Source organism: Zhenpiania hominis (assembly GCF_014333425.1).
Taxonomy (GTDB): Bacteria; Bacillota; Clostridia; order Peptostreptococcales; family Anaerovoracaceae; genus Hominibacterium; species Hominibacterium hominis.
This window is the reverse complement of sequence record NZ_JACRYT010000032.1, coordinates 1-13,550: the sequence shown is the minus strand read 5'-3', so window position 1 is coordinate 13,550 and position 13,550 is coordinate 1. Positions and strand designations below refer to the sequence as shown.

The window sequence follows — 13,550 nt, the reverse complement described above, 5'->3', positions numbered from 1 at the left end:
GAAGAAGGTTGATAGAAAGGAAAGTGTATCTTGTAGATGACTTGCTAAATGAGTCAATTACAATATACCAGTGTATCTTGTAGATGACTTGCTAAATGAGTCAATTACAATATACCAGGAGAAGTAAATGGCAAAGTTTGATTCAAAAACATTTAATCCGCAGGCATTTGCGAAGTACATGGAATCGATTCCGAACACAAAGTTAAATGAACTGCGGAAATCCCGCGCGGTTGCGGGAGATGCAAGACTGGCAGATGTCTTTAAAAACAACACGCAGACCGGGGCGGTGTATGCGACCATTCCGTACTACGGACTGATCAGCGGAGACGCACAGAACTATGATGGCGTGACCGACCTGGAGCCGGAAGCGACAACAACCTTTGAACAGGGCGTGTTTACTTACGGCAGAATGATGGGATGGACCGAGGCGGACTTTTCCTTTGATGTAACCGGTGGCGTAGACTTTATGGCGAATGTGCGCCAGCAGATTACAGAATATTGGAACGCAGTGGATCAGGGGATTATCCTTTCGATTCTGAAAGGTATTTTCAGTATGACCGGTTCTTCCGGACTGGCGAAAAAGAATAAGGAGTTTGTGGACAAACACACGCTGGACATCGGTTCCGCAGACGTAAAAACAACCGATGCGAACCTGGTAGGCCCGACCACACTTAACAACGCGATTCAGCAGGCTTCCGGGGATCACAAGTCAAAATTCAGTTTGGTGCTGATGCATTCGGTAATCGCCACCAATCTAGAGAACATGAATCTGCTGAACTACCTGAAGTATACCGATGCAAACGGCGTGCAGCGTGACCTGAGCATGGCAACCTGGAATGGTCGCCTGGTTCTGATTGACGATTCCATGCCGACCGAAACCAAGAGTGTGGGAACAACCGGAGGAGAGCAGACTCTTTACACAACCTATCTGTTAGGAGACGGCGCATTCGGCTGGGAAGAAGTCGGAGCAAAGGTTCCATATGAAATGATGCGTGACCCGAAGACCCGCGGCGGAGAAGATACCCTGATTACCAGACGCAGAAACGCAGTATCGGTTTCCGGTATTTCTTACCTGAAAACCTCGCAGGCCAACAATTCCCCAACCAATGCGGAGCTGGAAACGGCGGCAAACTGGGGCCTGGTTAACGACGGAACGAACACCATCGATGATAAGGTGATTCCGATTGCCAGAATCATTTCGAGGGGCTAATATGGATATCTTGCAGGAAGCTCAGGCTCGTCTGGAATCCTTTGGGGTAGCCGTTGACGGTCCGGCGATTGCCTTTATCGTGGAACTGGTGAAAGAAAAAATCCGGAACTTCTGCAACATTGACGAGGTTCCGGAGGACCTTTTTTATACCGCGGTAGATATGGTCTGCGGAGAATATCTGTATCAAATGCAGAATCTTGGTAAACTGGATGCGGAGATATTTCCGGTTGACGCGGCAATTAAGTCCATCAGCGAAGGCGATGTAAAAGTGTCCTTTATGGACAACGCGTCCGCGTCGGATCGGCTCACCACTCTGATCCAGACTTTGCGGGGGACCGATCAGGACCTGATGGCGTATCGGAGGTTGAAATGGTAGACATGAAACTGGCAGAGCAGGCCGTGAAGTCCCTGTGGCGGGACACCATGACGGTAATTGAGCATCGGAAGGTAAAGAAGGAAAACGGCATAACCGGGTTTGAGGATGTTGAGACCATAAAGGGTGAGCCGTGCAAAATTATTTTTAAGACGCTGCAGGCAACCGACCAGCAGGAGGCGGCAGGCCTTACACAGGGAATCAAGCTTCTTTGCGATAAGAATCGGACTATTCCGGAAGGCTCAAAAATTCTTGTTCTGCACGAAGGCATTGAGACAGCGTATCGGCAGTCCGGTAAACCGGCAGTCTATTCGGTTCATCAGGAAATTATGCTGGAGCTGTTTGAAAGGTGGGCGTGATGAGGAGCGGGAAATGTGACTTTAAGGAACTGCGAGAACTGCAAAAACAAGTTGAGCAGATGAACCAATCCTTTAAAGACGAATTCTTCGAACAATGCGCAAAAGAACTTGCGGCGCGACTGCTGCGGAAGGCGATTAAGCGGACGCCGGTCGGGCAATATCCAAGTGATTCCGGAAAGGTGGGTGGAACCTTACGGAGAGGTTGGACAACCAGTGACGAGAAAACTGCTATGTATACTGCCCTATTCGGTGGTGGTGAGGGCGGTATAGGAGGAACTGGAACGCAGAAACAAGTCTACGGAAAAGGAAGTATTTCGGAAAACGCAAATGGGTATGCAAATAGCCTGCGTGTAGAAAAGAAGGGCGACTCTTATGTTGTTGAACTGGTGAATCCAGTCGAATATGCTAGTTATGTGGAGTATGGACACCGAACCAGAGGTGGAAACGGCTGGGTGAAGGGACGTCTCATGATGACCATTTCTGCACAGGAAATCCAGTCCATCGCACCGGCCTTCTTACAGAAAAAGCTGGAAGCAAAGCTCCGGGAGGTGTTTGGATGATTAACAAACTGACAAACGGTATTGCTGCGGCAATTCACGCGGAGTTTGGCGATGCCTATGAAATCTATATTGAGAATGTCGAGCAGGGACTGACAGAGCCTTGCTTTTTGATTACTCTGGTACATGCAAGCATGGAGCAACAGCTAAATGAAACGTATGAATTTGACCATCTCTTTCTGGTGCAGTATTTCCCAAGTACACAGGAAGCACGAAACGAATGTATGGAGGTTCAGTTTCAGCTCTATCAGGCACTGGAATATATCGAGGCAGATGACAGACTACGGCGAGGGGAAGAAATGGAAGGCGAAATCGTAGACGATGTGCTACAGTTTCAGGTACGATACCGGCTTCTACTTCGGAAGCAGCAGGCAAAAGAATATATGGAGTTACTAAAAATGCAAATTGATGCAAGAGGGTGAAACGATGGAAGAAAAGAGAGAAGAAGCGGTCCAGACAATGAGCTTTACGAAACAGCAGATTTTAGAATCAAAGAAATATAAAAACAGGAGGGACCTGCTCCGTGCTCTGCTGAATGATGGGGAATCTTACACTCTAAAGCAGGTGGACGCAGTTCTTTTGGCATTTTTGAAAAGAGAGGTGAAGTAAATGGCTTTAGGCGGAGGAATGTTTTATTCGCAGACAAAAATCTTGCCAGGTGCGTATATCAACTTTATTTCCGCAGACACCGGAGGCTCTTATGCTGCAGAGCGTGGATATGCGGCAATGGGACTGGAATTGGACTGGGGAAAAGAAGGTGAACTGTTTAGCGTAACACTAGATCGTATCCGCGGTGATTGTCAGGAGTTGTTCGGATATCCGTATACCCACGAAAAGATGAAAGGGATCCGAGATGTGTTCCGGAATGCGACAACCTTGTATGTGTATCGACTAAATAAAGGGGGAACAAAAGCCAGCAACGAAATTGCAGAGGCAATCTATAGCGGAACGAGAGGAAATGACTTAAAAATTTCCATTCAGCAGAATGTGGATGACGAGCAGAGTTTTGATGTCCTGACCCTTCTGGGAGCTGAGATTATGGATCAACAGACAGCAAAAACATATGAAGAGTTAGAGCCAAACGCGTATGTAAAGTGGAAGGGGGCCGGGGCGCTTTCTGTGAAAGCAACGACCGAATTATCCGGAGGTACAAATGGAACTGTGACCGGAGAAGGACATCAGGCATTTTTGGATGCAATTGAATCCTATACGGTAAATGCCATTGGGGCGGTTACGACAGATGATGATGCAAAGGAGTTGTATTGCAATTTTGCAGCCCGTATGCGTGATGAGGTTGGAAGAAAACTGCAGGTCGTGGTTTATAATAAGGCCGCGGACTACGAGGGTGTCGTGAATGTCAAAAATCAGACAACCGACACCGATTGGAGCGAGGCATCGGCGGTATTTTGGGTAACCGGAACAGTTGCAGGAGCAGAAGCTTATGAATCCAATACCAATAAAAATTATGACGGGGAATTTACTATCGACACAGCATATACCCAGAGCGAACTGGAAGATGCCATTCTGGCTGGAGAGTTTACTTTCCACGATGTTGACGGGGAAACCCACGTTCTGGTGGACATTAACAGCCTGACAACCGAGACGGAAGATAAGGGTGAAATCTTTAAAGACAACCTGACGATTCGGGTTATCGATGATATTGCTATTTTTACCGCGTCCATCTTTGCACAGAAGTATATCGGAAAAGTAATGAATGACCGTAGCGGACAGATTTCCTTGTGGGCGGATATCGTGGCTCACATGGTCGAACTACAGAACCTTCATGCAATTACGGATTTCACAGATGAGGATGTGCAGGTGGAAAGCGGCGAGCAGCGGCGCTCAGTTGTGGTAAATGCGTCCGTTATGGTTCCTGGCGCAATGGAAAAGCTGTATATGACCTGTGTGGTCGGATAAGGAGGGACTATGGGAAACAATGTTAAGATGTTGACTTCCGATACCATCTCGGCAAAGCTTGCAGAATGCTATGTTACGATTGACGGGAATCGGTACAACTTCATGCATATGATCGACTTTGAAGCAAAAATTACAAAAAATAAGACAAATATTCCGATTCTTGGCAACCCAATGGACGGAAGTCGGGCAACTGGTGCATCGGGCACTTTTACGGGAACGGCTTATTATGTCAGCTCTATTTTAAAACAGAAGATGATTGAGTTTATGAATACTGGTCAGGATGTCTATTTTGAAATCCAGGTTACGAACGAGGATAAAACCTCAAAGGCCGGAAGACAGACGGTTGTCTTTACCGGCTGCAATTTGGATGAGGCAGTAATCGCGAAGTTTGACATTACGGGCGACCGACTGGACGAAACCTTTAATGGTACGTTTGAAAGCTGCAATCTGGCGGAAGCCTTTAAAGAATTACAGGGAATGAGGTAAGAAAGATGAACGACATCAGAGCATATTTTAAAGAGAATAAGAAGCAGAAAGAACATCAATTCTATGCACCGACGAGCAGTCTGTGCGATGAAAATGGTGAGCCGCTCAAGTGGGAGTTTCGGAGACTGACCTCCAGAGAGGTAGAGGATATTCGAGAGAACAATACCGTTGAAGTGCAGATTCCAGGAAAGCCGGGTATGTTCCGAAACCGCGTGAATGTCGCAGGCGTGAATCGAGATATGATTTGCGCGTCTGTTGTCAATCCGAATCTACTCAATGCGGAGCTGCAGGACAGTTATGGTGTAAAAACGCCGGGAGATCTGCTGCAAGAGATGGTGGACAGCCCGGGGGAATACGATGAGCTGGCGGCCTTTGTAACAAAGCTGAATGACTACGATATTGAAAAGGAGATTGAAGTGGCAAAAAACTAATTGCCGGGGATAACCCGGACGCAGAAGCGGTCTATGCCCATTATTGCCTGCAGGAATTAAAGATTCTTCCGAGGGACTTTCTGGAATTGGACTACAAAAGCCGAGCCTTTATTATCGCATCGATTCAGGTGACATCCGAGGATCATAAGAAAGCAATGGAAGAAGCTGAGCGGAAAGCAAAGCTTAAGAAATGAGGTTGCAGGAATCGAACAGTGCATTGTTGTATAATAAGGCGAAGACAAAAATTAGGTGACGAAAGCGGTTAGCCTTTTGAGTACATAAAAAAATAACCGCCTCCGTAGCAAGTGCGCGGTTATTTTTTAACTAGCACGGCTAGCCGTTTTCAACGGTTTCACCTGTTCTTGTCTTTATTATATGCGCGTCTTTCAAAGAAATCAAGAAATTTGAGACAGTCTGAAAGGGCTGTCTTTTTATTTATAAAAAGGGGTGAATACTGTGGCAAAAATCAGTACTATGATACAACTTAATGACGCCGTTTCCGGAACCCTGCAGCATATCAACAATGCGATGAATATGACCATCAGTTCCTTTGAACGCCTGGATAATGCGGCAAATGTCAACTTTGGAGGAATCCGGCAGGAAGTAGCGGAAGCCAATGCAGGACTGATGCAGATGCAGCAGCAACTCCAGGAGAATAATCAGGTTGTAGAACAGCAGAGTTCCAGATTTAGTGGATTAACTTCAAAGGTTGTGGGACTGGTCGGGGCGTATGCAGGCCTGCAGGGCTTAAAAAGCGTCATGGGGCTTTCCGATGAGCTAACTTTGACAACGGCCAGATTGAATTTGATGAATGATGGGCTGCAAAGTACGGAAGAACTGCAACAGAAGATTTTCCAGTCCGCCCAGGCTTCCCGCGGGTCCTATCAGGCCACGGCAGACGCAGTTAGTAAGATGGGACTTCTGGCAGGTGAGGCGTTCAGCAGTAATGATGAACTGATTGCTTTTATGGAGCAGGTTAATAAGCAGTTTACCATTGCCGGAACGTCGCAGGAAGGGCAGGCAGCGGCAATGCTGCAGCTAACCCAGGCAATGGGTGCAGGCGTGCTACGTGGAGAGGAACTTAACTCAATCTTTGAGAATGCACCAACCATGATTCAGTCCATAGCGGATTATCTGAACAAACCAATTGGCCAGATACGAGAAATGGCGGCTGACGGAGAAATCACGGCAGAGATTGTAAAAAATGCAATGCTGGCGGCGGCAGATGAAACAAATAAGAAATTTGAATCCATGCCAATGACGTTCGGACAGATTGCGCAGAGTATGAAGAATCAGGCATTGATGGCCTTCCAGCCGGTGTTTAATCGACTGTCAGATCTGGCGAACAGCCCGCAGTTTGCCAGCATGGTAGACGGGATGATTGCGGGACTATCTACCGTGGCGGGAGTTGTTGTGCAGATTTTCGAGGTAGTTGCTTCGGTGGGCGGATTTATTGCGGACAACTGGTCGCTGATTGCGCCGATCGTGGGGATGGCTGCGGTTGCGCTTGGAATCTATACCGGCGCGCTCATCATAAATAACGTTCAGCAAGGTATTTCAAATACATTAAAACGGATTGCTGCAGTTCAGGCGGTGGCACATGGTACAGCAACTGCGGCAGAAACAGCCGCTACAGTAGGAATGACAACAGCCCAGCTTTCATTCAATGCTGCGTTATATGCTTGTCCGCTTACTTGGATTTTATTATTGATTATAGCGGTTATCGCAGCGATTTATATTGTGATTGCAGTCATTAACAAGGTTCAAAACAAAACAATCAGCGCAACTGGAGTGATTGTTGGGGCGTTGGCAACGGCGGGAGCCTTTATTTGGAATTTATTTGCAGGACTTGTTAACGGGGCCATTTCCTTATTTGCTTCTTTATGGAATTTTCTTGCGGGATTTGCCAATTTTTTCGCGAATTTCCTTAGAGATCCGCTTGGCTCTGCGGCACATTTGCTTGCAAGCTTTTGTGAGACCGCACTGAATATGCTAAGTGCATTAGCAAGCGCACTAGATGCCATCTTTGATACCGATTATGTCTCTACCATAAACGGATGGATTGATAAAGTAAATGGGTGGGCAGAATCAGTCGGAAATGGAAAATACCAGGAGGAGGTTCAGAAAATTAATCCGCAGGATTACTATATGGACAGAAAATCCTATTCAGGAGCTTACAACTGGGGGTACAGCAAAGGATCTTCTGCGGCGGAATCGATTAGATCAAAATTCGATAATAGCATTGGGAATAAAGTAGCAGGTTTAGGCAATTCTACAGCAGGCAGCGGTATCGGCAAAAATGTAGGAAACATTGACAAAAATACAAGCAAGATTAACGATGCTGTCCAAAGTAGCTCCGAAGACTTGAAGCTGATACGGCAGCTTGCAGAGAGGGCGGCGATCAACAAGATTACTACAACACATGTCAAGGTGGATATGACTGGCATGACGAACCAGATTAATGATAAAGACAAAGACATTGACGGGTTCATCAATACCTTTACAAAGAAGGTGGAGGAAGCGTTTTTATCCTCTGCGGAGGGGGTGCATGAATAATGTATGAGGTTTATCTGGATGATGTGGTTTACCCTGTGGCACCTTCTTCGATTACTACGAAAATCAACAGCCAGAATGAAACGATTACTCTGGCCAATGAAGGGGAAGTCAACCGAATTAAGACGCCTGGTCTGACGGATATAACGATGGACCTTCTGCTTCCGGGAATCGTCTATCCTTTTGCGATTTATCCAAGTGGAACCTTTCAGAAACCTTCTGTATATATTTCGCAACTGGAAAAGCTAAAAACAGAAGGGAAGGTGTTCAGGCTTGTCGTATTAAGAAAGCTGCCAACTCGTGTTCTGGGGTATGACTTTTCCATGTCTGTCACCCTGGAGGATTACAGCCTGAAGGAAGATGCTGAGGAGGGGATCGACATTACAGCTTCGCTCAATCTGAAGCAGTATGTCGATTACGGAACCAAAAAGGTAAAGTTTAAAAAGAAAAAAGGTGGAAATACGACAACAGATGAAAAGAAACAGCGAAGCAACGTAGGGAAAAAGACCGGTGGTACTTATACCGTAAAGAGCGGGGACTGTCTATGGAATATCTCTAAAAAGAAATTGGGTAAGGCCAGCCGATGGAAAGAAATCTACAAACTAAACAAATCCGTTATTGAAAAAGCAGCAAAGAATCATGGAAGAAAAAGCAGTTCCAACGGTCATTGGATTTATCCGGGGACAAAATTGAAGTTGCCGAAAAAGTAGGAGGTGGATAATGGGAGCTTACATTTGGCCGGTTCCGGCTGGAGGGAGAATTTCATGTCCGTGGGGTACTCCGCGTTCTTACGGACACCATATGGGCGTGGATATTGCAATCAGTACAGGTAACAAAATTGTAGCAACCAGAGCAGGGAGAGTGAAGGAGGCTGGTTGGAATGGTTCTTATGGATTGGCAGTCTATATCATACATGCGGATGGAGTTTCTTCTAGGTATGCCCACTGTAGCTCTATTAATGTTTCCGTTGGCGATCAGGTTAGTGCGGGGCAGCAGATCGCGAAAATCGGAAGTACCGGTCACTCAACCGGACCGCATCTTCATTTTGAATTGCGATTTAACGGTACAGATCGTAACCCATTGAATTATGTCAGTTCCGGCGATACTCTTGCAAACTTTTCCGGCGAAGTTGGATCTTCCTCAGGAAGTGGGGGAACCACAACCGGAAGTTCCGGATCTGGGAGCACAAAAAAAACAACAAAAGACATTACAACCGTGAAAGTCAAGTCCACAACCGGCAAAGCTGCTTCCCAGAATCGAAGTCTTCTGAACAAGGGTACGGTTCTCAATAAAGGGTATGAACTCCTAATCCAAAATGGAAGCAAGGTGTTCATGCCGTCGATTGAGGGGGACATTAATCTGGAGTGGCACCGGAAAGGTACGCCTGGAAAACTGACCTTCAATGTGGTGCAGGATAACGTCATGAAAATCAAAAAAGGAAGTCCGGTCCGGTTTCGCATGAACGGGAAAAATATCTTTTTTGGTTTTGTCTTTACCTATTCCCGAAAAGATTCGGACCTGGTAACACTGACCTGTTACGACCAGCTGCGTTATCTGAAGAATAAAGACGTGCTGTCCTACAAGAAAAAGACCTATTCGCAGGTGCTCAGGATGATTGCGAAAAAATATAAACTGAAAACAGGGACCATTGCGAATACCAAATATGTCATTCCACAGCGTATGGAAGAGGGAACCTTATTTGACATTCTCGGAAATGCGTCAGATCTGACGGTTGCGCACAAGAAAAAACTATATGTGCTATATGACAATTTCGGCAAGCTGACGCTGCGGAACATTGCAAACATGAAACTGAACCTCTATCTGGATGTTGAAACGATGGAGAGTTTTGACTATGAGTCCACGATTGATGGAGATACCTATACCTGCATCAAGCTGTATAAGGATAATGACCAGACCGGCGTCCGAGAAGTTTATGTTCGGAACAGTACTGCCAAGCAGAAAAAATGGGGAATCCTGACCTATGTGGAAAAAACAGATGAGACGACGAAAAAGGATATTCAGGAAAAAGCAAAGGTGCTGGCCCAGTATTACGGAATTGAACAAAGAAAACTGACGCTAAAAGGGTGCTTTGGAGATACCCGGGTGCGCGGCGGGTCGTCGGTTGTTGTCAATTTGAAACTGGGAGACAAGAAAATCTCCAATTATATGGTGGTGGAGCAGGTCAAACATACCTTTTCCCTGGATGAACACACAATGGATCTGACTCTGGCTGGAATACGAGGTGAGTTTAGTGAATGAGTATGATTTTATTAATACGATTAAGCGGGTTGCCATTGAGGCGGTGAAGTCAACCCGGCCTCAGGAAACTTTGTTTGCAACGATTACCTCGTTAAGCCCGCTGAAGATGAAAACAGAGAATGGGCAGATCGTGGATGAAGATTATCTGGTCCCTACACAAGCTGCAAAAAGTGGGTTGGAAAAAGGCGATAAAGTGGCGGTTCTCCGTATGCAGGGCGGACAGCGTTTTCTGATTTTAGATAAGGTGGTGAAGCCATGATTCCGGTTTATGAGGAGCTACCGATTGATGCAGACATGCAGGCGGTAGAAGCAGAAGAAGAAACCTCTAAAACCTTCCGACTAAACGAAAGCAATCATCGAATCATTGGAATGATCGATGAACAGGAAGCAATCAGACAGACAATTTACTGCATCTTGAATACAGAACGGTATCAGTATGAGATGTACAGTGAAGATTACGGTGTGGAGTTAAAACAATTAATTGGACAGCCAATTCAACTGGCCTGTGTTAATTTGCAGGACAATATCAAAGAAGCTTTGCTTGCCGATGATCGCATCCTGACAGTGGATCAGTTTCGCTTCCAGGAAGTCAGGCACGGAACCGTCGTTGTTACCTTTGAGGTGGAAACCATTTTTGGTACAACAGAAATCGAAAAGGAGGTGAATTTAAATGGATGAAGATCTGGACATTCTCTATGATGAGACAGCAACGGATTACGATGAAATCGACGAAGATGAAGCGATTGAGGCCATTGAAGAGCGGATTTTAGAAAATGTTCCGAGCGATATTGATAAACGGGAAGGCAGTCTGATTTACAATGCACTGGCTCCCATTGCGATTGAGCTGTCTCTGCTTTACCAGGAACTGAAACTGGTCTTAGATGAGGGCTTTGCGGATACCGCCAGTCTGGATTATTTAATCCGCAGGGCATCTGAACGGGGGATTTCTTATAAAGAAGCAACTCGGGCAGTCGTGAAGGGGCGATTTCTTCCGAGCAGCATCGATGTACTGGGCTGCCGGTTCTATCTGGTGGACACGGAGCTTGCCTATGTGGTTACGAAAAAAATCGAAGATGGCCTCTACGAGTTGGAATGTGAGACAGCGGGGCTGGATGGGAACGTCCCGTCCGGACAACTGATCTTAGACGAAACCAATGGGAATGACGATGCAGCGAATTTGGAAACGTCTGAAATTATCGGAATCCTGGAACAGGCTGTAGAAGAGGAGGATGTGGAAGCCTTCCGGCAGCGGTATTTTGACAGTATCGACAGTCAGGCCTTCGGCGGCAATATCGCGGATTACAAAAGTAAGGTGCTGGCCCAGCCGGGGATTGGCGGGGTAAAGGTCTATCCAGTGTGGAATGGCGGAGGAACCGTCAAGCTGGTGATTTTGAATCAATCTTTTTCAGTGCCGGACGAACGGGTCGTAGAAGAACTTCAGACACTGATTGATCCGGAACAGAACCAGGGGGAAGGCAAGGGGCTTGCGCCAATCGGGCATGTGGTAACGGTTGTAGCTGCCGAGGCGGTTTTGATGAATCTGGAAATCGAAGTTGCCTATACAGGGGGCGCAACACAGGAAACGTCTGAGGAGACAATGAAAGCGGCGGTCGAAGAATATCTTTTGACGGTCCGGCAGGAATGGGGCGAAGCGGATTTCGAAACCGGTTCAGTGGTACGGAAAAGCTATATAGAAAACAAGCTGCTCAGCCTGCCACAGATTTTAGATGTGCAGGTGCTGACGGTGAATGGAAACGAACGAAATATCGAACTGGAACCACATCAGGTGCCGGTTATGGGAGAGTTTACATATGTTGAAGGAATTACAACCACATAAACGGCTGCTGGATTACCTTCCGGACTTCCTGCAGCATTATCGGGAATATCAGGTTACTACGTCTCTTGCTCAGACGGAACTGGATGTAATCCTTGAGAGAATTGACGCACTGCTCTCGGATTTGTTTGTAGACACGGCAACCCTTTCGGGGATCGAACACAGGGAGCAGATGTATGGAGTGATTCCAGAGCCAAATGCAACCTTGGAAGAACGGCGCTTTGCGGTCAAGATGAAAGAAACCACTTCATTGCCTTATACCATTCGGCAGTATCGCGAGCTTCTTTACGAGCTCTGCGGCGCTGAGAATGTAGAGATTACGCTGAAGGCAAATGAATATTATCTGGGTGTTCGGATTCGGGCGGCGCAGCCGACCGGCGGGGAGAATCTAGCGATGCTTCGGTCGGTTAATTTGCTCAGCAAACAGATGGTTCCGGCAAATATGGTCTATTTTGCAGTCTTGTTTAATCACTTTGAACCGGAGCATACGCTCTACACCGCCGGAGCCGTCAGCATGAAACGGAATTATCAGATACCGATGTCCGTCATTTCAAGAGATTACGATATGCAAGAAACAACCTATTACGGCAGCTCTTTGTGCAGCCGCATAAAGCAGCCGATTAAGGAGGTATAACTTTGGATTTTTACATGATTAAAACAACCGCCGGCCTTGCGCTGGATCAGAAGCTGCCAAACAGCGAGTTGACGCTGAAGCTGACAAAGGCCATGTCCGGCGCGGGGAAGGTGGAGCAGGCGCAGCTTGCAGCTTTAACGAGTGTCAGCGAGCCAGTGCAAACGTTGGAACTGAAAGACTTGATTCATCCAGTTTCCGGATCGGAAAACACCACTCTAACGATTCCGGTGTTCTTGAGCAATGCTGGGCTGGAAACGGGCTATGAACTCTTTCAAGTGGGCGTATACGCGCAGGACCCGGATGTGGGGGAAATCCTATACCTGGTCGCACAGCTTACGCGGGACACCGGTGAGCCGGTTCCATCTGAGGGGGATGCTCCGGGCTTTTCGATTGACTTTAATCTTGCCGTGAACGTAGCCAATGCGGATAAGGTTGAGGTGGTGCTAAATGAGGCGGGGAAGCTGACAGTGGAGCAGGCCGATCAGCGTTATGCAAAAAAATCCGATCTGGAAGATCTGCGGGAGGAATTTGACAGCATTGATATATCGGCTCAGCTGGAACCGTATGCAAAAAAGGCTGACGTCTATACGAAGACGGAAACCGATGCAGCCTATCCAAAAAAAGTGGATGTTTACACAAAAACGGAGACGTATGCAAAGACAGAGGTTTATACAAAAACTGAAACCGATCAAAAAATCACAGACGCAATCAATACAAATATCACAGCGGCGCTGAATGCGTCCTATTAAGGAGGTGAGATTATGAGTCAACTAACTACGCTTTTTACCGATATTGCGGATTCCTTACGAGCAAAGGAAGGAAGCGAAGGACAGATTCCTGCAATGAACTTTCCGGAAAGAATTGACGGGCTTGCGGGGAAGATGCAGATCGTGGATGAAAGCGGTGAGCAATATTCCGTTGTAAATATTTCAGAAGA

At 46.8% G+C, this 13,550-nt stretch carries 17 protein-coding genes; all 17 read left to right on the top strand.

Going from position 1 to position 13,550, the window contains the following annotated elements; translation table 11 throughout:
- Positions 1-127 precede the first annotated feature (127 nt).
- The 17 genes from H9L42_RS16000 (at position 128) to H9L42_RS15920 (ending at position 13,362) form a co-directional block, all read left to right on the top strand.
- On the top strand, positions 128-1,210 hold the full coding sequence (locus H9L42_RS16000) for a major capsid protein (RefSeq protein WP_187304408.1): 1,083 nt from the start codon (positions 128-130) through the stop codon (positions 1,208-1,210).
- A 1-nt stretch (position 1,211) separates the two neighbouring features.
- Positions 1,212-1,586 (top strand): head-tail connector protein, encoded by a 375-nt coding sequence (locus H9L42_RS15995; RefSeq protein ID WP_187304407.1) that lies wholly within the window; start codon positions 1,212-1,214, stop codon positions 1,584-1,586.
- Complete coding sequence (locus H9L42_RS15990) at positions 1,580-1,942, top strand: hypothetical protein (RefSeq protein ID WP_187304406.1); 363 nt, start codon at positions 1,580-1,582, stop codon at positions 1,940-1,942. The genes H9L42_RS15995 and H9L42_RS15990 overlap by 7 nt, the downstream gene beginning before the upstream one ends.
- Positions 1,942-2,502 carry an HK97 gp10 family phage protein gene (locus H9L42_RS15985; protein ID WP_187304405.1) on the top strand — a complete coding sequence of 187 codons (561 nt, stop codon included), beginning with the start codon at positions 1,942-1,944 and terminating at the stop codon, positions 2,500-2,502. Before H9L42_RS15990 ends, H9L42_RS15985 begins: the two co-directional genes overlap by 1 nt.
- A complete protein-coding gene (locus H9L42_RS15980; RefSeq protein ID WP_187304404.1) occupies positions 2,499-2,921 on the top strand; it encodes a phage tail terminator family protein in 423 nt (140 codons plus the stop codon). The genes H9L42_RS15985 and H9L42_RS15980 overlap by 4 nt, the downstream gene beginning before the upstream one ends.
- A gap of 4 nt (positions 2,922-2,925) precedes the next feature.
- Entirely contained in the window at positions 2,926-3,108 is a 183-nt protein-coding gene (locus H9L42_RS15975; protein WP_187304403.1) for a hypothetical protein, read from the top strand.
- Positions 3,109-4,416 carry a phage tail sheath family protein gene (locus H9L42_RS15970; protein WP_187304402.1) on the top strand — a complete coding sequence of 436 codons (1,308 nt, stop codon included), beginning with the start codon at positions 3,109-3,111 and terminating at the stop codon, positions 4,414-4,416. It begins immediately after the preceding gene.
- Positions 4,417-4,425: 9 nt separating this feature from the next.
- A complete protein-coding gene (locus H9L42_RS15965) occupies positions 4,426-4,902 on the top strand; it encodes a phage tail tube protein (protein WP_187304401.1) in 477 nt (158 codons plus the stop codon).
- Positions 4,903-4,907: 5 nt separating this feature from the next.
- Positions 4,908-5,333 (top strand): phage tail assembly chaperone, encoded by a 426-nt coding sequence (locus H9L42_RS15960; protein ID WP_187304400.1) that lies wholly within the window; start codon positions 4,908-4,910, stop codon positions 5,331-5,333.
- Between the two features lie 456 nt (positions 5,334-5,789).
- A complete protein-coding gene (locus H9L42_RS15955; protein WP_187304399.1) occupies positions 5,790-7,889 on the top strand; it encodes a tape measure protein in 2,100 nt (699 codons plus the stop codon).
- Positions 7,889-8,596 carry a LysM peptidoglycan-binding domain-containing protein gene (locus tag H9L42_RS15950; protein WP_187304398.1) on the top strand — a complete coding sequence of 236 codons (708 nt, stop codon included), beginning with the start codon at positions 7,889-7,891 and terminating at the stop codon, positions 8,594-8,596. Before H9L42_RS15955 ends, H9L42_RS15950 begins: the two co-directional genes overlap by 1 nt.
- 10 nt (positions 8,597-8,606) lie before the next feature.
- Entirely contained in the window at positions 8,607-10,145 is a 1,539-nt protein-coding gene (locus H9L42_RS15945) for a M23 family metallopeptidase (protein WP_187304397.1), read from the top strand.
- Positions 10,138-10,404 (top strand): DUF2577 family protein, encoded by a 267-nt coding sequence (locus H9L42_RS15940; protein WP_187304396.1) that lies wholly within the window; start codon positions 10,138-10,140, stop codon positions 10,402-10,404. Before H9L42_RS15945 ends, H9L42_RS15940 begins: the two co-directional genes overlap by 8 nt.
- Positions 10,401-10,823, top strand: coding sequence for a DUF2634 domain-containing protein (locus H9L42_RS15935; RefSeq protein ID WP_243235842.1), 423 nt, complete (start codon positions 10,401-10,403; stop codon positions 10,821-10,823). Before H9L42_RS15940 ends, H9L42_RS15935 begins: the two co-directional genes overlap by 4 nt.
- Positions 10,816-11,982 carry a baseplate J/gp47 family protein gene (locus H9L42_RS15930; RefSeq protein ID WP_187304395.1) on the top strand — a complete coding sequence of 389 codons (1,167 nt, stop codon included), beginning with the start codon at positions 10,816-10,818 and terminating at the stop codon, positions 11,980-11,982. Before H9L42_RS15935 ends, H9L42_RS15930 begins: the two co-directional genes overlap by 8 nt.
- On the top strand, positions 11,957-12,613 hold the full coding sequence (locus H9L42_RS15925; protein ID WP_187304394.1) for a putative phage tail protein: 657 nt from the start codon (positions 11,957-11,959) through the stop codon (positions 12,611-12,613). The genes H9L42_RS15930 and H9L42_RS15925 overlap by 26 nt, the downstream gene beginning before the upstream one ends.
- A 2-nt stretch (positions 12,614-12,615) precedes the next feature.
- The gene (locus H9L42_RS15920; protein ID WP_187304393.1) at positions 12,616-13,362 is read left to right on the top strand and encodes a hypothetical protein; all 747 of its coding nucleotides are present in this window, start codon (positions 12,616-12,618) and stop codon (positions 13,360-13,362) included.
- Positions 13,363-13,550 lie beyond the last annotated feature (188 nt).